Origin of the sequence: Enterobacter sp. MGH 37, from assembly GCF_000534515.1 — a bacterium.
GTDB lineage: Bacteria > Pseudomonadota > Gammaproteobacteria > Enterobacterales > Enterobacteriaceae > Enterobacter > Enterobacter kobei.
The window spans coordinates 1143837-1168385 of sequence record NZ_KI973205.1; the positions used below are offsets into that span (position 1 = coordinate 1143837).

At 54.2% G+C, this 24549-nt stretch carries 26 protein-coding genes and 1 pseudogene; all 27 read left to right on the forward strand.

The features are described from left to right. Nucleotides 1-26 precede the first annotated feature (26 nt). Nucleotides 27-599, forward strand: coding sequence for a terminase small subunit (locus tag L383_RS18155; RefSeq protein WP_023330229.1), 573 nt, complete (start codon nucleotides 27-29; stop codon nucleotides 597-599). Continuing rightward, nucleotides 596-2167: pseudogene (locus L383_RS0123800) on the forward strand (terminase). The gene L383_RS18155 and the pseudogene L383_RS0123800 overlap by 4 nt, the downstream one beginning before the upstream one ends. 4 nt (nucleotides 2168-2171) lie before the next feature. Next, nucleotides 2172-3575: a DUF4055 domain-containing protein gene (locus tag L383_RS18150; RefSeq protein ID WP_023330232.1), complete on the forward strand. Its 1404-nt coding sequence runs from the start codon at nucleotides 2172-2174 to the stop codon at nucleotides 3573-3575. Between the two features lies 1 nt (nucleotide 3576). After that, complete coding sequence (locus L383_RS18145) at nucleotides 3577-4680, forward strand: phage minor head protein (RefSeq protein WP_023330233.1); 1104 nt, start codon at nucleotides 3577-3579, stop codon at nucleotides 4678-4680. Between the two features lie 125 nt (nucleotides 4681-4805). Then, nucleotides 4806-5558: a DUF6651 domain-containing protein gene (locus tag L383_RS18140; RefSeq protein ID WP_023330234.1), complete on the forward strand. Its 753-nt coding sequence runs from the start codon at nucleotides 4806-4808 to the stop codon at nucleotides 5556-5558. 17 nt (nucleotides 5559-5575) lie between these two features. Next, nucleotides 5576-6712 (forward strand): major capsid protein, encoded by a 1137-nt coding sequence (locus tag L383_RS18135; RefSeq protein WP_023330235.1) that lies wholly within the window; start codon nucleotides 5576-5578, stop codon nucleotides 6710-6712. Between the two features lie 38 nt (nucleotides 6713-6750). Then, entirely contained in the window at nucleotides 6751-6981 is a 231-nt protein-coding gene (locus tag L383_RS18130) for a hypothetical protein (RefSeq protein WP_023330236.1), read from the forward strand. Between the two features lie 2 nt (nucleotides 6982-6983). Next, nucleotides 6984-7466, forward strand: coding sequence for a DnaT-like ssDNA-binding protein (locus tag L383_RS18125; RefSeq protein ID WP_023330237.1), 483 nt, complete (start codon nucleotides 6984-6986; stop codon nucleotides 7464-7466). 1 nt (nucleotide 7467) lies between these two features. Further along, nucleotides 7468-7821: a hypothetical protein gene (locus L383_RS18120; RefSeq protein ID WP_023330238.1), complete on the forward strand. Its 354-nt coding sequence runs from the start codon at nucleotides 7468-7470 to the stop codon at nucleotides 7819-7821. 2 nt (nucleotides 7822-7823) lie between these two features. Next, nucleotides 7824-8423 (forward strand): hypothetical protein, encoded by a 600-nt coding sequence (locus L383_RS18115; RefSeq protein ID WP_023330239.1) that lies wholly within the window; start codon nucleotides 7824-7826, stop codon nucleotides 8421-8423. Further along, complete coding sequence (locus tag L383_RS18110) at nucleotides 8413-8862, forward strand: phage tail terminator-like protein (RefSeq protein ID WP_023330240.1); 450 nt, start codon at nucleotides 8413-8415, stop codon at nucleotides 8860-8862. Before L383_RS18115 ends, L383_RS18110 begins: the two co-directional genes overlap by 11 nt. 46 nt (nucleotides 8863-8908) lie before the next feature. Continuing rightward, the gene (locus L383_RS18105) at nucleotides 8909-9841 is read left to right on the forward strand and encodes a phage tail tube protein (protein ID WP_023330241.1); all 933 of its coding nucleotides are present in this window, start codon (nucleotides 8909-8911) and stop codon (nucleotides 9839-9841) included. 43 nt (nucleotides 9842-9884) lie between these two features. Continuing rightward, nucleotides 9885-10220: a hypothetical protein gene (locus L383_RS18100; RefSeq protein WP_023330242.1), complete on the forward strand. Its 336-nt coding sequence runs from the start codon at nucleotides 9885-9887 to the stop codon at nucleotides 10218-10220. A gap of 121 nt (nucleotides 10221-10341) precedes the next feature. Next, nucleotides 10342-11133 (forward strand): phage tail tip fiber protein, encoded by a 792-nt coding sequence (locus tag L383_RS24535; protein WP_023330243.1) that lies wholly within the window; start codon nucleotides 10342-10344, stop codon nucleotides 11131-11133. 64 nt (nucleotides 11134-11197) lie between these two features. Then, entirely contained in the window at nucleotides 11198-11536 is a 339-nt protein-coding gene (locus tag L383_RS18095; RefSeq protein ID WP_023330244.1) for a phage tail assembly chaperone, read from the forward strand. Nucleotides 11537-11598: 62 nt separating this feature from the next. Continuing rightward, the gene (locus L383_RS18090; protein ID WP_244905728.1) at nucleotides 11599-11841 is read left to right on the forward strand and encodes a DUF1799 domain-containing protein; all 243 of its coding nucleotides are present in this window, start codon (nucleotides 11599-11601) and stop codon (nucleotides 11839-11841) included. Further along, nucleotides 11841-14996: a phage tail tape measure protein gene (locus L383_RS18085; RefSeq protein WP_023330246.1), complete on the forward strand. Its 3156-nt coding sequence runs from the start codon at nucleotides 11841-11843 to the stop codon at nucleotides 14994-14996. The genes L383_RS18090 and L383_RS18085 overlap by 1 nt, the downstream gene beginning before the upstream one ends. A 56-nt stretch (nucleotides 14997-15052) precedes the next feature. Beyond that, entirely contained in the window at nucleotides 15053-15439 is a 387-nt protein-coding gene (locus tag L383_RS18080) for a hypothetical protein (protein ID WP_127348274.1), read from the forward strand. 85 nt (nucleotides 15440-15524) lie between these two features. Next, a complete protein-coding gene (locus L383_RS18075) occupies nucleotides 15525-15875 on the forward strand; it encodes a phage tail protein (RefSeq protein ID WP_023330248.1) in 351 nt (116 codons plus the stop codon). Further along, complete coding sequence (locus L383_RS18070; protein WP_023330249.1) at nucleotides 15875-16645, forward strand: phage minor tail protein L; 771 nt, start codon at nucleotides 15875-15877, stop codon at nucleotides 16643-16645. The genes L383_RS18075 and L383_RS18070 overlap by 1 nt, the downstream gene beginning before the upstream one ends. Nucleotides 16646-16657: 12 nt before the next feature. Continuing rightward, nucleotides 16658-17389, forward strand: coding sequence for a C40 family peptidase (locus L383_RS18065; RefSeq protein WP_023330250.1), 732 nt, complete (start codon nucleotides 16658-16660; stop codon nucleotides 17387-17389). Next, nucleotides 17377-17976 (forward strand): tail assembly protein, encoded by a 600-nt coding sequence (locus L383_RS18060; RefSeq protein ID WP_023330251.1) that lies wholly within the window; start codon nucleotides 17377-17379, stop codon nucleotides 17974-17976. The genes L383_RS18065 and L383_RS18060 overlap by 13 nt, the downstream gene beginning before the upstream one ends. Nucleotides 17977-18032: 56 nt before the next feature. Then, a complete protein-coding gene (locus L383_RS18055; protein ID WP_032628903.1) occupies nucleotides 18033-21854 on the forward strand; it encodes a TipJ family phage tail tip protein in 3822 nt (1273 codons plus the stop codon). A 1-nt stretch (nucleotide 21855) separates the two neighbouring features. Next, nucleotides 21856-22158 (forward strand): hypothetical protein, encoded by a 303-nt coding sequence (locus tag L383_RS0123810; protein WP_032628905.1) that lies wholly within the window; start codon nucleotides 21856-21858, stop codon nucleotides 22156-22158. Further along, nucleotides 22158-22832, forward strand: coding sequence for a hypothetical protein (locus tag L383_RS18050; RefSeq protein ID WP_032628907.1), 675 nt, complete (start codon nucleotides 22158-22160; stop codon nucleotides 22830-22832). Before L383_RS0123810 ends, L383_RS18050 begins: the two co-directional genes overlap by 1 nt. A gap of 111 nt (nucleotides 22833-22943) precedes the next feature. Then, complete coding sequence (locus L383_RS26290) at nucleotides 22944-23177, forward strand: phage exclusion lipoprotein Cor (RefSeq protein WP_032628910.1); 234 nt, start codon at nucleotides 22944-22946, stop codon at nucleotides 23175-23177. A 58-nt stretch (nucleotides 23178-23235) separates the two neighbouring features. After that, nucleotides 23236-24363 (forward strand): tail fiber domain-containing protein, encoded by a 1128-nt coding sequence (locus tag L383_RS26295; RefSeq protein WP_237765896.1) that lies wholly within the window; start codon nucleotides 23236-23238, stop codon nucleotides 24361-24363. Nucleotides 24364-24549: the final 186 nt, after the last annotated feature.

Here is a 24549-nt window from a genome sequence, read left to right on the forward strand (position 1 = left end):
AAAACTCCTTTTAACTTGGAATAAACATGGCACTCACTGACAAGCAAGAAATGTTCTGTCGCGAGTACCTCATCGATTTAAACGCCACTCAAGCGGCTATTCGGGCGGGGTACAGCGTCAAAACCGCAAACCGCATAGCTGCCCAGAACTTGTCAAAACTTGACATCCAAAACAGAATCGCCGAACTCAAAGCAAAGCGCAACGAGGACGTCGGCATTGATGCTGATTATGTGCTGCGGCGCTTAGTTGAAATCGACCAGATGGACGTTCTGGACATCCTGAATGACGACGGTAGCCTCAAAGCGATCAGCCTATGGCCCAGATCGTGGCGAACGACGCTCACCGGGCTCGATATCAGCACGACCATACAGAACTTCGACGAGGAAACGGCGGAAACCATCCTCAAAAAGATAAAGTGGCCTGACAAGGTGAAGAACCTTGAGTTGCTCGGCAAGCACGTTCGCGTGCAGGCCTTCAAAGAGCAGGTTGAGCAGAAAGTCGTAGCGACCCACAACGTCATGCTGGTACCGACTAGCGACAACGTGGATAGCTGGGAAGCGGCAGCACAGAAGCAGCAGAGCGAGGTTCTTGGTGGATGAATTACAAAGCCGTCTGGAAACCTCTGCCGGGATCGCAATCGCTCTCACTGAGCTGCCCCTGTAACGAAATTCTCTACGAGGGAACGCGCGGTCCGGGTAAAACTGCCGCGCAGCTGGCGCGTTTCCGTCGCCTCGTTGGCCTGGGCTATGGCTCGTTCTGGCGTGGCGTGATATTCGATACCGAGTATAAGAACCTTACCGACATCATCACCCAGTCGAAGCGTATGTACCGCCTGTTTAACGACGGTGCGCGTTATCTGGCGTCAGCATCTGAGCTGCGCTGGGTGTGGCCTACCGGTGAAGAGCTGTTGTTCCGCTTCGGGAAGGAAGAGGGCGACTACTGGGACTATCACGGTCAGGAGTTCCCGTTCATTGGCTTCAACGAGCTGACCAAGCAGCAGTCTGGTGAGTTCTACGAGATGATGTTCTCCTGCCGGCGCTCATCGTTCAGGCCGGAGAATTACCCACGGGAAGATGGCTCGCTGCTGAGGCCGATCCCACTGGAGACGTTCAGCACCACAAACCCGTTTGGCATTGGCCACACCTGGGTTAAGAAGCGCTTCATCGAGCCAGCGCCGCGCGGCACCATCATTCGCGAGACGCAAAAGGTGTTTAACCCGCAGACCGAACGCGAAGAGGACGTGACGCTTACCCGTGTTGCGATTCACGGCTCGTTCAAAGAGAACCCGTATCTGGATCCCCAGTACATAGCCACACTTATGGCCATCAAGGACCCGAACCGGCGCAAAGCATGGGTCGAGGGCTCATGGGATGTCACCAGCGGCGGGCGCTTTGACCATCTATGGAATGCCTCGCATCACGTCATTAAGCCGTTCCGCATTCCGGATAGTTGGACAGTTGACCGCTCCCACGACTGGGGTGAGTCGAAACCGTTCTCAAACCTTTGGTGGGCGCGTGCCGACGGCACCGCCGCCGAGCTGCCTGATGGTCGCCAGTTCTGCCCGCCGGCTGGGTCGCTGATCCTGATTGGCGAATGGTATGGCTGCCCGCCTGATGAACTGAATAAAGGCCTGAATATGTCATCCACAAACGTCGCAAAAGGTGTGGCTTGGGTGGATAAGCGGCTGGTGGGCGAAGAGCTTGCTGAGCCCGAGGAGATAAAACTCAACGGGGTAACTCAGGGGCAACTAAACATTTAGCCCGGCATCTGCAAGAAGGTAGTTCCCGGCCCTGCTGACGGTGCGATCTACAACACTGGCGATGACGAACTCTCCATTGCACAGAAAATGGAATCGCAGGGCGTCAAATGGGTGCCATCCAATAAAAAACCGGGATCGCGCGTGAACGGCGCGGCGCTATTTGCTGACATGCTCGAGGCCGTGATTGAAGGTAAAAAGCTGGAATCCGGCATCCCAGAGAAACCTGCATTTTACGTTTTCGACTATTGCCGTGGCTGGATAAGCCGTGTGCCGGTACTCGTGCGCGACAGCAAAAACCCTGACGATGTAGATACCCAGCAGGAAGACCACGACTGGGATGCTACACGATATGCCGTTCTGCATTCACCCCCGAAGAAAGTCGGCAAAGTCACCAACCTGAGGCTCTAACTCCATGCCTGACATTTCAACACCCAATCTGGACTATGGGAACATGGTCGAGGCGTGGGATATCAACGATGCCCTGATGGGCGGCACGCTCTATATGCGACAGCTTGGAGAGTCTTATCTCCCGCGCTGGCCAAAAGAAGACAAAGAGGACTACAAAAAACGCCTCGCCGTGGCCACGCTTCTGCCAGCCTACGAAGAGACCATTAAGCAAAACATCGGGCGTGTATTCGCCGAGCCCATTAAGCTTGCCGAGAATGTGCCTGATGAGCTGCGAGAGTATGCGAAAAACTTCGACCTTGAGGGGACGCGCCTGGACGTATGGGCGCAGGCATTCTTCGGTCTGGCGATGCAGTATGGACTCTCCCACGCGCTGGTGGATTATCCCAGGGTGGACACCGAAAAGGTGAAAACCAAAGCGGAAGAGAAAGCTACTGGCGCGCGCCCATACGTCACCATGCTCAATCCCCGGCAGGTGATCGGATGGAAGTCGAAAATGGTAGACGGCAAAGTGGTGCTGACCGAGCTGCGTATCAAAGAGGTAGTTATCGAGGACGGCGACGACTTCGGGCAGACAAAGGTCGAGCAAATTCGTTATCTGACACCTGGAATGGTGCAAATCTACCGCAAGTCGAAAGGTATCGATGGGGCGGCGAACTGGGAGAAGTTCGACGAATGGACAACATCTCGTAAGGACATAACACTGGTGACGCTCTACACCAAGCGCACCGGGTTTATGTGTGGTTCACCTCCACTGCTCAATATGGCTCTGCTGAACATCAAGCACTGGCAGAGTCAAAGCGAGCAGGACAACATCCTGCATGTCGCCAGGGTGCCGTTGCTCACGGTGTTCGGTTTGGAAGAGGGGCAAGAGCTGATAATTGGCTCGTCTTCAGCTACGTCGTTCACTGATCGGCAAAAGCAGGGTCTGGAGTACGTCGAGCATACAGGCTCCTCCATCGGTGCTGGTAAAGAGTCGCTGGCAGAACTTGTGGAGCAGATGCGCCAGGCTGGTGCGAAGCTGCTTCGTACGGAAAACACCTCTACCAAATCGGTAGACCAGACCTCTGAAGAGAAAATGCAAGAGCAGTCACCGCTCTACACCATGGCTACCAGCCTTGAAGATGCGATCGACAACATTCTGCAAATCATGGCCGAGTACATCGGCGAGAAAGATGGTGGCAACGTTGATGTTCGCACTGAGCTGGATATCGAATCGACCGTATTCAATCCGTCCGCCGCGCTTGCCATCCAGGCACTGCGCCAGGGTGGTGATATCCGTCGAGCTGATGCGATTAAATCGCTACAGAAGTTGAACATTATTGATGCCGATGCGGATCCTGATGTGGTTCTGAGCGAACTGCTGGCTGAGTCAGCATCTCTGACTGAACCGCCACCGGGCGAGGTGTGATATGGCTCGTTCGGTAAACGACAGGTTGCAGGACGAGACCATAGCTCACGGACTTTACGTGACGCGCTACGGGACGGGTGTTGCCCGACGAATGGTGGGGCTGCTTAACAGGATGGATGCTGATCTGGCTGCCCGGCTGCTTGTTCTGCTGGAGGGTAAGCGCGCTGATACCTACAGCGCTCGCCGCCTGGCTTCGCTGCTGGCTGGTGTGCGCGACCTGAATCAACAGGCCTATGAACCGGTGAATGCTGCGCTGGCACGTGAACTGACGCGCTACGTTGAATATGAGGTCGGTTATCAGTTTGACCTTTTTAGCAGCATCATTCCGAAGCAGATCCTCAGGCATGTACCGCTCCAGAGCATCGCGCCTGAGCAGGTTTACGCCTCAGCAGTGACTCAGCCATTCCAGGGGCGCTTGCTGAAGGAGTGGGGCCAGAAGCTTGAAACGGATCGGCTGGATAAAATCACCAACGCTGTGCGCACCGGTTTCCTTCAGGGTGAAACGGTAGATCAGATCGTTAAACGCGTTGCCGGAACGCCGAAACTCAATCGTGAAGATGGGGTGATTAACGCCTCCCGTCGCGACCTGGCGGTGGTGGCCCGCACGGCTGTAAATCACATGGCCGCTACTGCGCGTCAGGAGTTCGCACAGGGCAACAGCGATATCGTAAAGGCCAAACAGTGGTCCTCAACGCTGGACACTCATACCAGCCAGTGGTGCATTATCCGCGACCGAAAGCTTTACACGCTCGACGGCAAGCCGCTGGGGCATGAAATTCCGTATCTGCGCGGACCCGGCAAAATCCACTTTTGCTGCCGCTCCGGTGAAATCCTGATTACCAAATCGTGGGAAGAGATGCAGATAGCCTCTGGCGAACTGAGAAGCGCCACACGCGCTTCGATGGATGGACAGGTGCCATCGCATACCAGCTATGCCGAATGGCTCGTCAGGCAACCGTACGCACGGCAGGAGCAGGTGCTGGGCGTTACTCGCGCGCGGATGCTGCGTGACGGCAAAATCACCGTGCCTGAGATGTTCAATGATGCCGGGGAGTTTCTGACCCTGGACGAACTGCGCCGCGTGGATGCGTCGGCGTTCCAGTAACAAAAAACCAATCAATATCAGGCTGCCTTCGGGTGGCCTTTTTTACGCCTGCCGCTAAGCGGATGCGACGCGGTGACCGGGTCGGATGACCTATTACCAATGGCCGGAAGGCTGGAGCAAAAACAATGAAACTGAAACTTGATGCTAACGGAAATGTGGTCGTTGAAAACGGTATGCCTGTGTACATCCATGATGATGGCAAAGAAATCCCGTTCGACGCAGCCGCAGCGATGACCAAAATCACCTCCCTGAACGGTGAAGCTAAAACTCACCGTGAAGCGAAGGAGGCGGCGGAAGCCAGTCTCGCGAAATTCTCTGGCATCACCGACCCGGCCAAGGCGCTCGAAGCCCTGGAGATGATGACCAAAATCGACCAGAAAAAACTGATCGATGCTGGTGCCGTTGACCAGGTAAAGGCGGAGATCACCAAAGTTTTCCAACAGCAGCTGGACGAGGCGAACGGCAAGACCAAGCAGCTGGAAACTCAACTCTACGACGAGATGATCGGCGGCCGCTTCGGTGGCTCTAAGTTCATTTCCGAGAAGATGGCGATCCCGACTGAGTTCGTGCGTTCCTACTTCGGTCAGAACTTCAAAATCGAAGAAGGGAAGGTTGTGGCCTACGACGGCCAGGGCAATAAGGTGTTCTCTCGCACCAAGCCCGGCGAGTTAGCCAGCTTTGATGAGGCCCTGGAGTCTCTGGTCGAGTCGCATCCGCAGAAAGATTACATCCTCAAAGCGTCCGGTAATAGCGGCGGAGGTTCTCACCAGTCGCAGCACCAGGCCGGGCAAAAAACCATGAAACGCGATGCGTTTGATGCATTACCTCCAGCAGAGCAACAGGCTGTGATTGGCGGCGGCACAAGCATCGTTGATTAATCGAAAGGAATAAATACATGTCTAATACTTTGACTGGCCTGATCCCTACCATTTATACGGCGCTTAACCGCGTTTCACGTGAGCAGGTAGGTTTTATCCCGGCAGTGGCTCGTAACGCTAAGGCCGATGCTGCAGCTAAAGACCAGACCGTCACCGCGCCAGTGGCACCAAAAACCACCACGGTAGACATCACACCGGCACCGACCGCACCAAACGACGGAGATCAGAACATCGGCACCGTGGATGTCAAAATCACCAAATCAAAAATGGCTCCGGTCAAATGGAACGGTGAAGAACAGTTGGCGATGGGGCCATCAGGTAACTACGACGTTATCCTTGCCGATCAGTTTTCTCAGGCCTTCCGCGCGCTGAGCAACGAAATGGACGCAGACCTGGCTGCGCTGTTCTACAAATCTTCCCGTGCAGTTGGTGCACCAAAAGAGACGCCATTCAGCATTAAAGACGATCTGTCTGATGCAGCGCTGGCGCGTCAGATTTTAGTGGATAACGGTGCACCGACTACCGACATGCGCATGGTGCTGGGCGGCGAAGCGATGGCCTCAATTCGCGGAAAACAGTCGGTTCTGTTCAAAGCGAACGAAGCAGGTACCGATCAGCTTCTGCGTGAAGGTATTATTGGCCGCGTGATGGGCTTTAACCTGCACGAATCCGCCAACATCAAGCGCACCGCGAAAAGCACGGCGGCGGGCTATAAGGTCAACGGCGCGAAGAAAGAGGGCGACATCATTGTGGCCATCTCTGCGGGTACAGGTGGGATTGCAGTCGGTACTGCAGTGAAATTCGATGGTGATGACAATCAGTATCTGGTCGTTGCCGCCACTTCTTCCAGCATCACCATTGGTGCGCCGGGTCTGCGTCAGGATCTGGCAGACCAGGCAGCCGTCACCGTGCTGAGCGAGTTTGCGCCAAACATGGCATTCGACCGCAACGCATTCCTGCTGGCGTGCCGCACCCCGGCAATGCCAAAAGGCGGCGACACCGCCGACGATGTGATGAACGTGACCGACCCGGTATCCGGCATCACCTTCCAGATCGCGCTCTATCGCCAGTACCGTCAGGTGCGTTACGAGGTTGGCGTGGCATGGGGTGTGGCATCTGTTCAGCCTGAACACTCCACCATCATCATGGGTTAACCACTGGGGCTTCGGCCCCTTTTTTTTCAGGAGGCCCAATGGCCGGATTAACCAAAGAGCAGCGCGCGCAGCGTGAGGCTGAAAAGCTTGCTGAGCAAACTCCTGCCCAGCAGGAACAGCAGCAGGAACAGCAGCAGGAACAGCCAGGTATTGAGCTGGTGGTCATGGTGCGAGATACCCCAGAGTTCCCCGGTGGCCCGCTGAGCGCTGAGGTTCACCCTGACGAAGTGGATAACTGGCTGGCGCTGGACTGGCGTCTGGAGGGATAGCCATGCTGGTTGCCGATCCACATTCACCGGGCTTCAACACTTACGCCAGCGTTGCTGACCTGCGTGCGTTCGCGGCGGGGCGCGGCTACACCGTGCCTGCCGATGACGACGAGTGCGGCATGTTGTTGATGCAGGCGATGGACTTTCTGGAAGGGAAGGCCTGGTGCGGTCAGCGCTTCAGCACATCTCAGCCGCTGTCGTGGCCGCGCTCCGGCGTGCGCTTTGATGGCATTGACCTGCCGGATGACACCATCCCGCAGCGCCTCGTTGACGCACAGTGCCGCCTGGCTATCGAATCGCAGGAGATTGACCTCACGCCGTCGGTCTCCGGTGGCGGCGCGGTCATAGCTGAGAGCGTACAGGGGGCCGTCTCTGTGCAGTACGAGCCGGGAACGAATAAGGCCACTCCTTCATTCCCCTGGTTCTATTCCTCGCTGCGCGGGCTTGTGGTGGGCGGCAACCAGGTCCGGATCGAAAGGGGGTAGCATGGCAATCGACTATCGCCGCATGCGCGCCACGGCAACGCGGCTGCTGACGGAGAACGGCAAAGCCTACCAACTGACTCGCGGCGGAACCACCACCCGCGATCAGTACGGGAAAGAGATTACCACCGAGCCTGTTATCGCGACCGTTACCGGCGTTATCACTGAATACTCCACTCGTGAAATCGACGGCTCTCTGATTGCTACAGGCGATAAGAAACTGGCGGCCACGTTTGAAACGGAAGTGCGCATTGGCGACCTCATTGATATCGACGGCAAAAAGTGGCGCGTGGTTCAGCCGAATCCGGTTAAGCCCGCAGATGTGCTGATCTCCTACAACATCCAGCTGAGGACCTGATTATGACCAGTTCTGCAAATCAGCCGTTCCTGGCTGCCATTGAATTGTTCGTGGATAGCTCGAAGCAGGAGATGGACGAGGTGGTGCGCCGGACGGGTATAAAAATCCTCGCTCAGCTGGTGGAGATGTCCCCGGTAGGCCAGCCTGATATCTGGCAGGTCAACCAGACTGCTACGGCATACAACACTGCGGTGCGGGAGCATAACGCGACCCTGCGTGATAATCCCGACAACCTGACCAAATCAGGACGGCTTAAGCGTGGCCTGAGAGTTAACGACTCGATGGACATCAAAAAGCCAGATGGCTATGTCGGGGGGCGCTTCAAGAACAACTGGTATGTGGGGCTTGATAGCCAGCCAACAGAGTCGAACGATACCCCAGACGCTTCCGGCCAGGGATCTAACTCCCGCGGGATGGCGGTGCTTGAGGTGTTCAGAGTGGGACAGGTCAGCTCGATTTACTTCACCAACAACCTGTCGTATGCCCAGGAGCTGGAAAACGGTCATTCCACCCAGGCGCCGGGCGGGATGGTGGGTATTACAGCTATCGACGCCGCGCAGTTATTCCGTGAGGCAATGAGCGAGGTGCGCAATGGTCGCTGACCAGTCAATGCGTATCGCTGACCTGCTGGAAGGTCGCGTCGCGGTTATCTGCTCCTCGCTCGGGCTGCCGGTGGCCTGGCCAAACATCGCGTTTACTCCACCAGATGATGCGCCTTACGGGCGTGTTTACGTTCTGCCTGCGCAAACTGTGGGGCAGGATCTGGAAGGTCAGTTGCGTACATATCAGGGCATTCTCCAGATCAACATCATCGCGCCGGCAGGCGGCGGGGTGACGCTGGCAAGGGGGCTGGCAAAGTCTGTTGCCGATGCCTTCCATGAAGGGCTGCCGCTGGTGGACGGCGATTTGACCGTCTACATCAACGGCCCGCCGCAGGTGCGCACGCCGATACAGGATCGCCCGACATCTGCACCAAACGGCAGTAGCGGCTCCATCACCTACACCACCCCCGTCAGCATGCAGTACCGCGCTGATTACTGACCCGCCGCCCGGCGGGTTTTTTATTACCTAAATTCAGGAGAGTGCTATGGCATTCGCAATCCCTAACGGCTCGCGTGTGAACGTGGCCAAGGCCTATCAAGCCCCAATCACCTTTACCGCAGCCTCTAACGCGACGGAATGCGAACTGACCGTTGCATCGGCCTCCGGCATTCTGGCCGGTGACGTAGTTCAGGTGAGTTCCGGCTGGTTAAAGCTCGATAACATGGTGCTGCGCGTCAAATCGGTGACCAGTAATAAAATCGTGCTGGAAGCATTCGATACTACCGACACCACCAAATTCCCGGCAGGCACTGGCGCGGGCACGCTGCGTAAAATCGACTCATGGATCACCATGCCTCAGGTGATGACACTGTCAACTGAAGGTGGTGACCAGCAGACCATCAGCGTGCAGTTCCTGGAAGATGATAAAGCGCGAACCATCCCAACGTTTAAAAACGCGGTGGTTCAGGTTTACACCTTTGCGCATGACCCTCAACTGGCGATCTACAAACGCCTCATTGACCTGGATGACTCCAGCGACACCACCGCGGTCTGGTTCCATAACCCACGCGGCAAAGCTGATCGTTTCTACTCAGCCAAAGTATCGTTCCAGCGCGTACCGCGCACGGAAATCAACGCCGTGGAAAGTAACGAGGCGCGCATGAACTTCGAATCGGACATGCAGATTTACCCGATCGCCGATTCATCCGTTACGCCGCTGGCGTTCCTGACCGACCTGCCGGCCACCAAATCGGTTGCCACAGGCACAGCGCTGGATCTGGCGGTGGTAATGAAGGGCGGCTCAGCACCTTACACCTACGTTTGGAAGAAAGGCAGCACCGCTATTCCGGGCAAAACCGCTTCGACGCTCAACATTTCGTCCGTCGCGTCCGGGGATGCTGGCGTTTACACCTGTGAAGTCACCGACGCCGCGGGCAAAACCATCACCTCTGCTGCGTGTACTGTCACGGTCAGCTAACCAATCAGGCCCGGTAAGCCGGGCTTTTTTTTTGGAGTAACCCATGAGCGGAACAATTGAGATTAGTGAGGTTGGGATGACAGTCAATATGGCTGGTGGCGGGAAAATAGTTATCGGCAATTGGGGTGATGGCCCAGTAAATACAATAACCGCTCGGCCACCCCTTACCCCGGAAGAGGGGCTTTACGGTCACGGGCTATGTCTCCTGCCTGATGGATGGGAAGATCTAAGCGGTGATGGACACTGGCAACATCACCTCACTAAATCTTTGCGTCATCTTTGGCCGTCGTTCAGCAGGGAACAGAAGATGGCTATCGCTTACTCCATCAGCGAACTGTCAGATGAGCTGACGAACACCGCATACGAAGGCTCCAGGTAAAAACACATCTGCGCATCGCACGCGCACATCGAAGAAAGTCTTTCAGCTGTGAGCCTGGGCAAACCGTTAACTTTCGGCGGATTTGCCGTGCGACAGGCTCACGTCTAAAAGGAAAATTAAAATGTCAGAACCTTCAATCGTCCCTTACGTAAAAACCACTCCCAAACCTTTTGGTGTGGACGTCGAATGGAAATGGCCGGGTGGCTGCGCGGTGCTAGAACTGCAATGCCTTCATGAAGATGGCCGACTTATGAAAAAACGCATCTTCTGGCCAGCTACCGTATGCCTTATTTCCGGCCTCAAAGCTGGTGAGAGATTGCAGGTGCGCCTGCGTCCAATTGCAGAAGATGGCTCAGCACGAGATTGGCGAGCCGGTGACTGGATCGAAGGGGTTTCTTCTGTCGATGTCGGAGAAATTGTAGAGGCGCTGGACGAAGAGATCCGTAACAGCTGCGCACTTCATGGCCTTAAAGGTGGCTGGTTTGTCGATAAAACCGGCAAGGCTTACATCCACGAAGCGCTGATTGGCGATGGCGTAGTGTCTCAAAACTACAGCGTTAAATTAAACGTCGCCGGCAAAGGCAAGCCGCACGAAGCTGGCATGACCCTCGGTGTTGAAGGTGAGCATAGCAAGGTTGAGTTTCTGGCCGATCGCTTTAAGGTACATGAAGCCGCTTCATCCATCATCGAGAACGCCGTCGCAACAAGCGCGAAGACGAAGATTAGGCTTGGCGATGAAATGAAACAGGCCATCATTGATGCCGTGCGTGAAAGCGATTTGTTCGCAGCCCTCCAGGCAAAGATTGATGCGCAGACAGCTTCAGTAGTTGGCCTGCAACAGGCGATGCACGAAGCGGTGAACGATGCTCTCCTCAATGCGCTCAAGCCAGGCGGTCTGCTGTACAAACGATAACCCCCCATCACGCACTCGAATATTCAACCCGCTACGGCGGGTTTTTCTTTTCTAAGGAACCGAAATGACTAAGTTCTCACTCATCCCCACTCCTACATTTTCTGTGACCGCGAGCATTCCGCGCGCTGGCGCCGAAGACGGCAAACTGACTTTCACTTTCCGCCATAAGACACTGGAAGAGCTGCGCTCTATGGACGAAAAGCTGCAAAAGTCCGCTGAAGGTAAAAAGGGTGCTATCGAGCCGCAGGCCGACTACCTCATGGAAATTGTCGAGGGGTGGGCACTACCTGACGAGTTCACCCGCGACAACGTTATTGTCCTTCTTCAGAACTACCCGCGCGCGTTCGACAGCATCGGTCTGGCCTACACCAAAGAGCTGATGGGTATCCGCGAAAAAAACTGAGGCAGGTCGCCGCAGCGTTGTATACGCCGGGGCCGACTCTCGCGGAGCTGAGCGCTTTTGGTTTGACGCCTGAGGACGTGGAGGAAGAGGTGGGGATCCTGCCATCCATATGGGAGGCCTTTACTGTCTTCTCCGCCCTGGCGACCCAATGGCGCGTAGGCGCGAGCGGTGCGACCGGTCTTGATTACAACGTTCTCCCCTGGATGTTCGAGTTACACGGGGTTGAGGATGCGGCGGCCTGCATGGCTGACCTTCAGATTATGGAAAGCGAGGCTCTCAAGGTAATGCATAAGGAGACGAAATAATGACAGACCAGATCGCCTCGATTACTTTGCGGGCCGATGTTTCTGACCTGAAAACAGCCAGCAACGAACTGGATAAACTCGGCCAGGCGGCGGCCGGTGCTGTAGATAAAGCAGATGATCTGAATAGCGTGTTTCGCGCTGGCGCTGAATCTGCGAAGCAAGGCAGTGAAGGTCTCAAGGAGCAGCAGAACGCGCTCAAAGGGCTGCTGGAGAATATCGACCCGGTTACCAAAGCCTTAAACCGGCTGGATGAGCAGCAAGAATCGCTGCGGAAATTCCAGGCCAAAGGTTTCCTGGATACCGATACCTTCCAGGCTTACAACAAAATCCTGGATGACACCCGCCTCAAGCTGACCGACACCGGAGAAGCCGCGGCGCGTGCTCAGGCCGAATTAGCCGCTACCCAGGCGGCAGAGAAGCAGTCCGCAGCGTTAAAGAATCTCCTGGGTTCCATCGACCCGACAATCCGTGCGTTCAACTCACTGGATGAACAGCACGCACAGCTGGTGGCCCATTTTGAAGCAGGCCGCATTAACGGCGCGCAGTTCGAGCACTTCAACACAATCCTTAACCAGACGCGTGAGCGCCTCTCTGGTGTCGCTGACATACTGCCAGAGGCGCTATCCCGGCAGGAAACTGCTGCCCGTCGTGCTGGAATTTCCGTTGGCCAGTACAGCGCCGCGCTGCGCACTCTGCCGGCGCAGTTCACCGATATCGCGACACAGCTGGCTGGAGGCCAATCCCCTTTCCTGATCTTGCTCCAGCAAGGCGGGCAAATTAAGGATTCTTTTGGTGGATTAGGCCCAATGCTCCAGGCTTTGCGGGACGCATTGTTTGGGTTTAACGAAGAGAGCAGAGAAACATCCGAGTCGGCAGCAGGCATTAGTGACGCTGCTGAAGGACTTAACAACACCAGTGAGGCAGCGGAGAAGCTGGGGCGGGCGGGTGGCCTGTTAAATACCTTTAACCTTGCGATTGCTGGCTCGGTGGGTTTGCTGGCTCTTCTGGCTGGGGCTGCCTACAGTTCATCCCAGCAGTTCGACAATGTTGCCAGATCGCTCATTTTGATGGGCGGGGCTGGCTTTTCCTCCATGCAGCAACTGAACGACGCGGCAAAAGATGTTGCTGATAACGCTGGTGCTTCTTTGGCTGAGTCTGTTGATACCCTGGTCCAACTAAACGACACCGGGAAGTATACCGCCGACCAGATGACCAAAATTGCCAAATCCATTCTGGCTATGGGTGATGCAGGGCTGGATACGAAGGCTGCGCTGGCGGATTTTTCACGACTGGCAAACGATCCTATTAAAGCCCTGGCGAGCTTGAACCAGCAATATGGCTTTGTTGATGAAGCCATGATGAAGCACCTCATTACCCTGGAGAAAACGAAGGGGAAAACAGCAGCGGCAAACGAAGCTATAACGCTTTTTGCCGACACCATGGAGGATCGCAGTAATAAAATTGTAGAGGCTACCGATAATATCGGGCAGGCGTGGAACGGGCTTAAAGCTTTCTCCTCCGACATTTTCGGTCAAATCGGGGTTACCGTGCGCGCCTGGGGAAACCAGATCATCGATATCTTCGAACTTGTTAAAGCTTCGATTAAAGACCTCTTCCTCAACATTACTTCACTGGACGCCAAATTCACCGGCACTATTGCTGGCTGGGCTGAAAAAATCCCTGGTGGCGGGGCGCTGGCTAATTTTCTTGGCATGGATGTAGAGGCCATGAAAAAGGCCGGGGATGAAGCGGACAAAGAAATTGAGGCGAATAAAAAACGCTATAACGAACTTTGGAAGCGCGTCACTGCGCCTAACGCACAGGCAAACTATGAGGCTGAAGCGCGAGGGGCCAACGTAAAAGGCGATGGCGGAACAAGTCGAGAATCGAGAGACGCAGTCTCTAAGCTTGCACAAGACTCAGCCAAAAAGACCAAAGAGGCGAAAGCCACTCTGGAAGCTGGCGATCGCACCCTGGAGAACTACCGCGCCCAGGCCAGAACGTTAACTGAAACGCTCGAGACCCTCCGGCAAACAGGCGAAACCCACGCTAAAAACACCGAGTTCAGTAAACAGCAATCTCGATTTGCTGAATTGGATGAGGCAGCCAAAACCCGCGCGCTGACTGCTCAGGAAAAATCTTTACTGTCGAGCCGTGAGGCGATTCTGAACGCCGCCAAGGTGGTTGATCAAAAGAACAAGGAAGTAGAGGCGCAGCAGAAGATTAACGGCCTGGCGCAGCAAGCGAATAAATACGTCACGCAGATGACGGAAAAAACCGATGCATTGCGTGATAGTGCAGGCCTCAGCAGTCGGCAAACGCAGCGCATGATGGAAGAGGCGCAGCTTCGCCAGGGCTGGCTCAACGGTGGCGGTAAGCTTGACGATGCCGGTTATAAAAAAGAACTGGCGGCTCTCAGGAAATATTATGCCGAAGAGGATAAATTACGGGGCGACTGGAAAGCAGGGGCTGTTGCTGGCTGGAATGAATATCTGGATGCCGCTACCAACACCTACGACGCAGTGAAGAACGTTGCCAGTTCCACGCTGACCGGCCTGAGCAACATGCTTACTGAGCTTATGACAACTGGCACAGCGTCAGTTAAAGAGTTCGGCAAATCTATGCTCAAGATGATCCTCGAGATAACCAACCAACTTATAGTGGCCTATACAGTACAGGCCGCGATGGGCTGGATAAGCGGTGGCAGTAAAGGCTGGGGCACACCAGGGGGATCATATGCTAACGCTGCTGCTGGCGTAACGTTCAATGCCAAAGGCGGCGTGTATGATTCATCCGGGTTAAGTAAGTATGTGAATGGCGTCTACGATTCTCCTCAATACTTCACGTTCCAGGGGGCGTCGAAGTTTGCCAAAGGTGGCGTCTTTGGAGAAGCTGGGCCGGAAGCTATTATGCCGTTAGCTAAAGATTCAGCAGGGCGGTTGGGAGTGCGTGCCCAGGGCGGTGGCGGTATGGCTCCGGTTATTAATACCACCGTTAACGTTGATGCTGGTGGTTCTGCAACTGCTCAGTCTTCCAGCTCAGGTGATGCTATGGGCCGTACCCTTGCTGATGAAATGCAGAACGCTGCGTTGCAGGTTATCCAGAAGCACCTTAAGCCTGGAGGCATGATCTACAACTTCAGTAAAGGCAGGTAGTGTTTGCGTCGTCCCCTGGTTAATATGATGAAAACCATAAAAATCAGGGGATGATTGTGTTAAAAAAAATCTTTAAGAAGATCTTAAGAACCATTGGACTATTACTGCTTCTGATTGTAGTGATTATTGTTGCAGCGCTGGTTAACAAACCTTCAGAACAAGAAAAGAAGCAAAAAGAAGCCAAGGAACTTACGGATAAAAAACTGGATGAGCTTCGCGATGCCTGTGAAGCTTACGTAAGGATGTCAGTCATTAACAAAAGCACCCTGGATATGTCGGTGTTTGGCTCGAACAGATGGCTCGGTGACGACGGTAAGTTTTACGCCACGCAGGAGTTTAGCGCCAAAAATAAATTTGGTCTTGAGCAGAAATTCAGGGCTGAATGTATTGAAGACAAGGATGGGAAGACTGATTACCGGCTTGTAGAAATGAATGGAAGTTAAACCAAAATGGTTTGATATCTTTCCCTCCCATGCTTTCAACCAATATTAAGCCTCGCACATGCGGGGCTTTTTTTATGGAGTAAATATGGCAGTTGAAACATATAGCTGGCGCTCTCAGCTCGGTGCTGGCGCGATTGAATATAGCCAGACGGTGCGCGCGGCGCAGTTCGGCGATGGCTATGAGCAGGTGGCTGAGAATGGCATCAACTCCACAGCCATTCAGGTGCCGATGAAGCATACAGGAGCAGAGGCTGAGGTTGATGCAGTCCGTGATTTCCTCCTGGCTCATACCGTGAAGGCCTTCATCATCACGCCGCCGGGAGAAGAGAAGGGGCTTTACCGTGTAGTCGCAGATTCTGTGCGGAAAAATCAGATCAGCAGCAAATTCGCTGAGCTGACATTCACTATCAAACGGGCTTATGGGGTGTATGCATAATGGCATTAGTCGATCAGGCGGCAATGCTGGCGCCGGGTGGCAGGGTCCGCCTGGTTGAAGTTGACGCCTCAGAGTTCAGTGGCGGGATCCACCGATTCCACTACGCACCTTTCCCCCATACACCCGAAGAGATCGATGTTGCCAATGGAGATGAACAAAAGCTTGGACCCAAGCCAATCGTCTTCGGAGGCAACACCTACGATTTTTGGCCGTTTCAGGTTTCAGGCCTGGAGCTTTCAACAGACCAGGCGGCGGAGCCCACCCTCAGCGTCTCAAACCTTGACGGCCATATCACTGCGCTGTGCCTGCAATTTAAGGACATGGTTAACGCCAAAGTGGGCATTATCGATACCTATGCGGTCTATCTCGATGCTGTGAATTACCATGGTGGCGTAAACCCTGCAGCTGACTCGTCAATGTTCACCCTTCAGACTTTCTGGCTTGACACCAAAACCTCCGAAGACGACGAAGTGGTTTCATGGTCACTCAGTAGCCCCGCAGACTTGCAGGGGCTTGTTATCCCAACCAGACAAATCACCTCGCTCTGCGAATGGGCGCTACGCGGGCAGTACCGGAGCGGCGATGGATGCACCTATAACGGCACTGCGTATTTCGACGCTAAAGGGAATCAGGTATCAGATCCTGCCCTTGATGTGTGTGGTGGTTGCCTCAGTGACTGCCGTAAACGATTTGGCGCTGACCTGGCAGACCCTGACGCGGCCATCCTCGATTTCGGCGGTTTCCCGGCCACAGTACTTTTCACGCGATAACCGGACATCTCAATGAACAAAACCATAATGGCAGCTATCCGGGCGCATGCACTGGAGGAATCCCCGCGTGAGTGCTGTGGCTTCGTTATTCAGTCTGGCCGTCGCCAGCGCTACATTCCCGTGCCGAATACGCACGAAAATCCGACAGAACATTTTCGCATCGACGGCGAGCACTGGGCTAACGCCGAAGATATCGGGACGATTATTCGCGTCATCCACTCCCACCCTGGCGACGGTGCCCGGCCTATTCCGTCCGATCTGGACCGACAACAGTGCAATAACTCCGGCGTGATATGGGGTATTTACGCTCCGGACAGCGATGAATACGCCGAGATAATGCCGGAGGCGGTGCCACTTATTGGGCGTCCGTTTATCCTGGGCTCGAATGACTGCTGGGGGCTGATTATGGACTGGCATGCCATCCAGGGCGTCACGCTGAACGATTTTCGCGTCGATTACCCATGGTGGGAAAGCCAGTACCCCGACAATCTCTATTTCGAAAACTGGGAGCGGGAAGGGTTCGCTGAGTGCGATCCGGCACCAGGCTGTATGGTCATCATGCAGGTTGAATCCGATAAGTGGAACCATGCGGGCATCATCACTGAAGAGGGAGAACTGCTCCATCACCTTTACGGCCAGCCTTCATGTATTACCCCGTATGCCCGAGGCTATTTCAAAGACCGCACGATGATCTGCGTTCGTCACAAAGACCTGCCACAGGAGATAAAGCCATGGCGCGTTTAACCACTATTCGTCTGTATGGCGCACTGGGCGCCAGGTTCGGGCGCGTGCACAAACTGGCAGTGCAGACATCTGCCGAAGCGGTCAAAGCCCTGTGTATCAACTTCGATGGGCTGGAAGACTATCTGATGAATGCCAAAAAAAATGGCATGACCTTCGCGGTGTTTCGCGGTAAGCGCAACATAGGCGTGCAGGACTTCCAGGAGCTGGCAGGCGATAGCGATATTCGCATAGCGCCAGTTATGGAAGGGGCGAAGAAGGCCGGCATGTTCCAGACAATCCTCGGCGCCGTGATGGTTGTTGCTGGTGTTATTACTGGAGTGGCAACCGGCTGGACGGGCGCAGGTTTGACATTTGGGGCCGGACTTATCATGTCGGGCGCGTCAATGATGGCGGGCGGTATTTACCAGATGCTTTCGCCCCAGCCCAAAGGGTTACAGGGTCGCGATGACCCGGACAACAAGCCCAGTTATGCCTTCGGCGGCGCGGTTAACTCTTTGGCGATGGGTAATCCGGTCCCGCTGCTGTACGGCGAGCGCGAGATTGGCGGCGGGATCATCAGTGCCGGCATCGTCGCCGAAGACATTTAATATTTCCTTCTCTGACCAATAAGCACCCAATCGGGTGCTTTTTTTATGGACGCAATATGGAAACCATCACTGGTGCAAAAGGTGGCAGTCAGAAGCAACACACGCCCGTTGAACAGCCAGATTCAGCACAGTCCATGGCGCGCTGCCGCATGTTGCTGGCGCTCGGTGAAGGTGAGTTTGCTGGTGGCCTGGATGCGACCCGGATATTCCTGGACGGTACGCCGCTGGGAAACTCAGACGGAACGATGAACTTTGAAAACGTTTCCTGGGAATTTCGGCCAGGAACACAGACCCAGACGCCGATTCCGGGTTTCCCCGCAGTGGAGAACGAAACTACAGTCGGCGTATCGCTGACAAAAGCCACGCCCTGGACGCGCGCGCTGAGCAACACCCAGATTGACGCTGTGCTAGTTCGCATTGGTATTCCGGGTTTGCAGCAGCAGGAAAACGACGCGGATATTGTCGGCACTACCGTAAAGTACCATATCGATCTTGCTGTAGATGGTGGTGCGTTCTCTACGGTCATGACAAGAACTGTCACAGAGAAACTCAGTTCGCTCTATGAACTAACCCACCGTATTAATCTTCCCAAAGCCAGCACTGGCTGGCAAATTCGCGTGGTACGCGACACTGACGACAGCACCAGTCAGATGTTACAGAATAAAACGCAGGTACAGGCAATCACTGAGGTGATTGATGCGCGCCTGCGCTATCCCCATACGGCGCTGCTGTATGTGTCGTTCAACGCCAAATCGTTCAACAATATCCCGAAGGTTTCCTGTAAACCTAAGGGGCGCATTATCCGCATCCCTTCGAATTACGATCCGATAGCCCGAACCTATAGCGGCACATGGGACGGGACGTTTAAGTGGGGCTGGACGAATAACCCAGCATGGATCTGGTTCGATGTGCTCACTGAGCCGCGTTTCGGACTTGGCCGCCGCGTGACGCCAGAAATGCTCGATAAATGGGAGCTTTATCGCATAGCGCAGCGCTGTGATCAGCTTGTACCAGATGGAAAAGGCGGTAGCGGCACAGAGCCGCGCTTCATGTTTGACGTGTACATTCAGGCGCAGGCCGACGCCTGGCAGGTGATCAAGGATATCGCCGCAGGCTTTAACGGCATGACGTTCTGGGGAAACAACATGTTCAATGTTGTCTCAGACATGCCGGCGGACACGTCGAAGCTTCAGATACTGACGCGCGCCTCGGTAGTGGGTAAACCGGTCTACTCGAGCGGCAGTGAGAAAACCCGCTTTTCAAGCGCGCTGATCAACTTCAGCGACCCGGATAACCATTATCAGGACCGCACCACGGCGGTTATGTTTCCGGACCTGGTTAAACAATTCAAGTTTAAGCAGACGCAAATCACTGCGATCGGCTGTACCCGCGAGAGTGAGGCTCAGCGCCGTGGCGGGTGGGCTGTGTACTCCAACTCACTTGACCGGATTATCACGCTACAGACCGGGCTTGATGGCTATGTCTACGTGCCGGGCACCGTGTTTGCATTTGCCGACGAACGCCTTTCAGGACGTGTTTATGGCGGGCGTATAACCGGATATAACGCCGGGTTGAAAGCTGTGACAACCGATCGTGGTACCAGTGCCGTTGCGGGTGACACACTGATGATCCGCACACGGGGCGGTACCGTTGAAAGCAGGGTGATCCAGGCCGTAAACGGCACGCAGCTGGTGGTCGCCACACCTTTCACGGCAGAGCCGTTACCCAATGCTGTATTCGTCATTGATGCCGGGCAGTTACGCCTGCAATACTTCCGCGTTACGAACCTGAGATTTGATGATGAAGAAAACACCTTCACAATCACCGGGGCCGAATATAACGCATCAAAATATGATGCGGTCGACAACAATGCCCGCCTGGACACGCCGCCAATCAGTCTGATACCAACCGGCCTCGTAAACCAGCCGACCAACATCGCGGTAGCGAGCTATGACGCAGTGCGCCAGGGGCAGCGAGTGGCTACCCTGACGGCATCCTGGGATGCGCCGGTCGACAAGAACGGCAAACCACAGGCGGATGTCATAGCCTATCGGGTGCAGTGGAAGCGCGGCGACAATGAGTGGGTTAACGTACCGGAGACCGGTCTTCGCAATATCGAAGTGCCTGGCATTTTCGAGGGTGATTATCTGGTCCGTGTACGCGCGATCAACTCCGGCGGTGCGTCGAGTCTCTGGGCAACTTCCGCGATTACACACCTGAAGGGACGCGCGGGTGATGTACCCAAACCTGTCGGGCTTAAAGCCTCCGAAGACGTCGTATTCGGAATTAACGTCACCTGGGGATTCCCGGCGAATACCGGCGACACCCTGAGCACTGAGCTGCAATACAGCATTGCCGCTGACGGTTCGAATCCGATGCTTTTGGCATCTGTACCGTATCCGCAGAAACTTTATCAGCAGATGGGGCTGAAGGCAGGGCAGGAATTCTGGTACCAGGCACGGCTTGTTGACAGGATCGGGAATCAGAGCGGATGGACCGACTGGGTGCGAGGACAGGCCAGCATCGACGTTTCCGATATCACCGATGCAATCCTGGAGGACATCAAAAGTTCTGAAGTCTTCAAGGACCTAATTGAGGATGCAGTAGCCAGCAGCGAGAAACTGGCCGAACTTTCTGACGCGATTAAGAAGAACGCCGATGGTCTGGCTGCAGCAGTAGGTTCGAATAAGCAGACAGCAGAAGCAATCATTGGCAACGCCCTGGCTATTGCTGATGTTGTTGTGCGCCAGACTGCGCAGCAGGGGGCTAACTCTGCGAAATTCGAACAGCTCCGGGAGGTGATCGCCACTGAGACGGAAGCGCGCGTCACGGATGTTACTCGCCTTGAGGCAAAAACTGCGCAGAATGAAGCCGGAATTACTGATGTTCGCCAGGCTTTAGCAACGGAAACTGAAGCTCGCGCTTCTGCGGTAAGTCAATTGACGGCTGCCACTCAGGCCGCATCTGACAAAGCTGATTCAGCAGCTGCTGTAGGTGCTCAGAATACAGCATCAATCACTGACCTTAGCCAGGTTGTCACGGACCTCGATTCCTCAATGGCATCACGCCTGGAAGAGCTGGGTGCACAAACTGATAAGGCCAGCGGCGGTATTCAGAACAATGCTATCGCGCTGATCACCAGTACGCTCGCGCAGGTTAACCAGCGCAACCTCCTGAGCGTCCAATATGGAGATAACAAAGCCAGTATCGATCGAGTAGACAATGTGATGGCCGACGCCAGTAAAGCTGTCGCTGAGTCATTGCGCACCTTGGATTCCAGCACCGGTGGAAACACCGCGAATGTCACTGACTTGTCAAAGACGCTCGCTGACTTCACTCAGGTGTCTGCTACGCAAATCAACTCGCTGAAGGTCACGGTTAACGGTCAGTCTGCAGCGATTATCCAGAACAGCCAGGTATCAGCGGACATCAATAACAACCTGAATGCGATGTACAGCATCAAGGTTGCCGTGGATGCGAACGGAAAACAGTATGCTGCTGGTATGGGGATTGGTGCTCAGAATACGCCAGCGGGTATGCAGTCGCAGGTGCTCTTCCTGGCAGACCGCTTCGCTGTGATGACTCAGGCTGGCGGCGCCGTGACTCTTCCGTTTGTTATCCAGAACGGGCAGGTGTTCATCCGTGACACCTTCATTCAGGACGGCACTATCAGCAACGCAAAGATTGGTAATTTTATCCAGTCGAATAATTATGTTGCTGGCTCTGTTGGGTGGAAACTGGATAAGTCCGGGACGTTTGAGAACTACGGTTCGACAGCCGGGGAAGGGGCCATGAAGCAGACCAACCAGACAATCAGCGTCAAAGACGGCAGTAACGTTCTCAGGGTGCAGGTTGGCCGATTAACGGGGGTGTTCTGATATGGCTTACGGAATACAGACCTGGGATGCTTCAGGAAAACCTAACAACTATGGCATCAAACCCGTTTCCGTCGTTGGGCGAATACAGCTGGCTGCCGGGCAAACCTCCGGCAGCTGGTCTTTTACGGTGCCCTCAGGAATGAAAGTTGGTTTTGTTCTTTCACTTGATGAAGGAGGTAACAGCGTAGGGCGGCGCATTGTCGCGTCAGGGGGCACAATAACCGTAAGCGCAGCATCTTCTGTAGGCCTGGGTAATTATCCGGCCTCAAAGTGTGAAGTGGTCGTTTTCATGGAGAAAGCATAATGGCCGAATTTGGCGCGATGATATTAATGGACAATGGGAACCCATTTGTAACGCCCCAGTCAACGCCTTTTTGTCTTTACGGCAAGTACACTTTCAACTCCTCTGCTAATGGCAGTTCGCAGCAGGTTGCTCAGAATATTGCATTAAATGCTGACTACCCTGTGATGGTATTTATCAGGACCACAAATACCGCCCAGCCCACGCCAGTAATATCTTACCGGAACGGCGGAAATGTATATGTCGCGGGGGTTAATCCCTATAACCAGAGCTTCACGTTAACCGCATATATATTTGCCATATTTCCCCAGGCGTTACCTAAATGGGGGATGGCCATCTGGGATGCGGCAGGAAAGCTGGTGCTCACTAATGAGTCCCGGGTATTGTCAGACCTACAGACAATTGGAACGCCTGGCGCAAACGGCGGGATAAATATCGATCAGACACTTAGCGGGTCATGGGCTGTTGCACCTGCACAGCTTGGCCAGAGCATCGTTGTGAATAACTCAACCCAGCCTCCGACAGTTTATACCATTAATGCTTATTCGGCGTGCAGGTTTGACGGGGCCAATACAAGGATAAACGCAGGGGGGACCTCCACTGGTACAGGCTCTCCGGGAGGGGGAACGAATACTGGGATTTCCTTAACCGCGATAAATACAGCGGCCTATGACTGATTGATCGTTTTTGGCGATCAATAACTGATAATTGATCTATCCAATCAATTATACCCACCTCTTTCATATTGGTATTGTCTAAGTTCATGAATACCTCTGGATATCATCAAAATGATTAAGCGACTTATCTGTTTGGCTGGGGCTGTCATGCTTTCAGGCTGTGCTGGCGTACTCGAGAAACAGGGACCAGTTTGCAGCGGCACGGCCATCGTTGGTGGTCAGGAAAATACGGTTCAGATTTACGGTGTGCGCAAACAAAACAATCAGACGCAGTACCGGGCTGGATACCCATTCAGCTGGCGCTGGGTAAGTGCGAACACATTTACCGAAACAACCTGCAAATAACCCATAACGTTTAAATAAAACCTCGCCACGGCGGGGTTTTTTATTACCTGGAGATAATATGATTTATACCACTGGCACTATTGCCATCAGCGGAAATACCCTTACAGGTACCGGCACAAACTTTACTGCTGCGGGCTCACTTATTCGTAACGGCTGTACTGTTATCGCCCTGACAAGCCCGGCGCAGGTTTTCCAGATTACCGCGATTGGAAGCGCAACCTCTCTTACCGTTACGCCAGCTGCTAACCCTGCCGTACCTTCTGGATCTAAATACGCCATTCTTCTGAGCGACAGCCTTAGCGTTGACGGTCTGGCGCAGGACATTGCTGAAACCTTCACGATGTACCAGCGCTACATGAGCGGATTTGCTGATGTGATGAACGGTACTACAGACGTCACTATCACGATTAACGGTGTGGCCGTTACCGTACCGGGTCAGAAATCGCTGGCGAAGAAAGGGGCTAACAGCGATATAACCAGCCTAAGCGGCCTGACTACCGCGCTCAGTATCAGCCAGGGCGGTACAGGTGCAAAGAATGCTGCTGACGCTCGCACAAACCTCGGTTTGGGAAGTGCCGCCACCAAAGATGTTGGCCCCAATACTGGTAATGTCCTGGGAGTTGGATATTTTGGTTTCGGAACTCCAACTATTAACGTTTTAGGAAGTACAGAATCAGGGTTTTATGGTATTGACAGCTCTGGTACTTCCTGGGCGCCGCAAGCAGGATCTGGAATTGTATGCGGGTATGACCCAACTCGCCGACAGCAAATATTTACAGGAGTATCCGGCAATCTTTTTGTCAGGAACCTGGCTAGTGCTGCTATGAATACTCCTTCGTCCACCATTCCATGGACACAGATGCAGTCTGTTGGAACATCAGATATTAATTTTAAACACGTCAACGGCGATCTCGATGTTGCTGATTCTCTTGAAAACATCTGTCAAATGGAGTTTAAGCGATTCTACTATCTTGATGATGATGAGCAGACAGAGCGCCGTGGCGTAATTGCTCAGCAGATCGAACAAATCGACAAGCAATATGTTCACTCTGCTGAGGGCGTAGGGAAAATGACGCTCGACCTTAACCCGCTGATGATGGATGCCCTGGCAGCCATAAAGGCACTTAACGCAAAGGTAGTAGAGCTTAGTAAACAGGTTGATGAGCTAAAACAGGGTGGAGCTTGATATACCTGAAGACAGCATGTTGAAACTGCTTCGCTAAGAAAACCGCCGCCCGTCTTAAGAAAGAACTGGCGGCGGCTGGTTGCTCAGTGTTCATGCCCGAGCAAACGTGGGGAATATTAACCGAGTAAAATTTAAAGGCCAACCTGGCGAACTGTCGGAAACTCAGAAACCAGCCACATATCGGAA

What these genes read in the sequence shown, in the direction of transcription:
- L383_RS18155 (WP_023330229.1), top strand. Translation starts at nt 27, where the DNA reads ATGGCACTCACTGACAAGCAAGAAATGTTCTGTCGCGAGTACCTCATC.
- L383_RS18150 (WP_023330232.1), top strand. Translation starts at nt 2,172, where the DNA reads ATGCCTGACATTTCAACACCCAATCTGGACTATGGGAACATGGTCGAG.
- L383_RS18145 (WP_023330233.1), top strand. Translation starts at nt 3,577, where the DNA reads ATGGCTCGTTCGGTAAACGACAGGTTGCAGGACGAGACCATAGCTCAC.
- L383_RS18140 (WP_023330234.1), top strand. Translation starts at nt 4,806, where the DNA reads ATGAAACTGAAACTTGATGCTAACGGAAATGTGGTCGTTGAAAACGGT.
- L383_RS18135 (WP_023330235.1), top strand. Translation starts at nt 5,576, where the DNA reads ATGTCTAATACTTTGACTGGCCTGATCCCTACCATTTATACGGCGCTT.
- L383_RS18130 (WP_023330236.1), top strand. Translation starts at nt 6,751, where the DNA reads ATGGCCGGATTAACCAAAGAGCAGCGCGCGCAGCGTGAGGCTGAAAAG.
- L383_RS18125 (WP_023330237.1), top strand. Translation starts at nt 6,984, where the DNA reads ATGCTGGTTGCCGATCCACATTCACCGGGCTTCAACACTTACGCCAGC.
- L383_RS18120 (WP_023330238.1), top strand. Translation starts at nt 7,468, where the DNA reads ATGGCAATCGACTATCGCCGCATGCGCGCCACGGCAACGCGGCTGCTG.
- L383_RS18115 (WP_023330239.1), top strand. Translation starts at nt 7,824, where the DNA reads ATGACCAGTTCTGCAAATCAGCCGTTCCTGGCTGCCATTGAATTGTTC.
- L383_RS18110 (WP_023330240.1), top strand. Translation starts at nt 8,413, where the DNA reads ATGGTCGCTGACCAGTCAATGCGTATCGCTGACCTGCTGGAAGGTCGC.
- L383_RS18105 (WP_023330241.1), top strand. Translation starts at nt 8,909, where the DNA reads ATGGCATTCGCAATCCCTAACGGCTCGCGTGTGAACGTGGCCAAGGCC.
- L383_RS18100 (WP_023330242.1), top strand. Translation starts at nt 9,885, where the DNA reads ATGAGCGGAACAATTGAGATTAGTGAGGTTGGGATGACAGTCAATATG.
- L383_RS24535 (WP_023330243.1), top strand. Translation starts at nt 10,342, where the DNA reads ATGTCAGAACCTTCAATCGTCCCTTACGTAAAAACCACTCCCAAACCT.
- L383_RS18095 (WP_023330244.1), top strand. Translation starts at nt 11,198, where the DNA reads ATGACTAAGTTCTCACTCATCCCCACTCCTACATTTTCTGTGACCGCG.
- L383_RS18085 (WP_023330246.1), top strand. Translation starts at nt 11,841, where the DNA reads ATGACAGACCAGATCGCCTCGATTACTTTGCGGGCCGATGTTTCTGAC.
- L383_RS18075 (WP_023330248.1), top strand. Translation starts at nt 15,525, where the DNA reads ATGGCAGTTGAAACATATAGCTGGCGCTCTCAGCTCGGTGCTGGCGCG.
- L383_RS18070 (WP_023330249.1), top strand. Translation starts at nt 15,875, where the DNA reads ATGGCATTAGTCGATCAGGCGGCAATGCTGGCGCCGGGTGGCAGGGTC.
- L383_RS18065 (WP_023330250.1), top strand. Translation starts at nt 16,658, where the DNA reads ATGAACAAAACCATAATGGCAGCTATCCGGGCGCATGCACTGGAGGAA.
- L383_RS18060 (WP_023330251.1), top strand. Translation starts at nt 17,377, where the DNA reads ATGGCGCGTTTAACCACTATTCGTCTGTATGGCGCACTGGGCGCCAGG.
- L383_RS18055 (WP_032628903.1), top strand. Translation starts at nt 18,033, where the DNA reads ATGGAAACCATCACTGGTGCAAAAGGTGGCAGTCAGAAGCAACACACG.
- L383_RS0123810 (WP_032628905.1), top strand. Translation starts at nt 21,856, where the DNA reads ATGGCTTACGGAATACAGACCTGGGATGCTTCAGGAAAACCTAACAAC.
- L383_RS18050 (WP_032628907.1), top strand. Translation starts at nt 22,158, where the DNA reads ATGGCCGAATTTGGCGCGATGATATTAATGGACAATGGGAACCCATTT.
- L383_RS26290 (WP_032628910.1), top strand. Translation starts at nt 22,944, where the DNA reads ATGATTAAGCGACTTATCTGTTTGGCTGGGGCTGTCATGCTTTCAGGC.
- L383_RS26295 (WP_237765896.1), top strand. Translation starts at nt 23,236, where the DNA reads ATGATTTATACCACTGGCACTATTGCCATCAGCGGAAATACCCTTACA.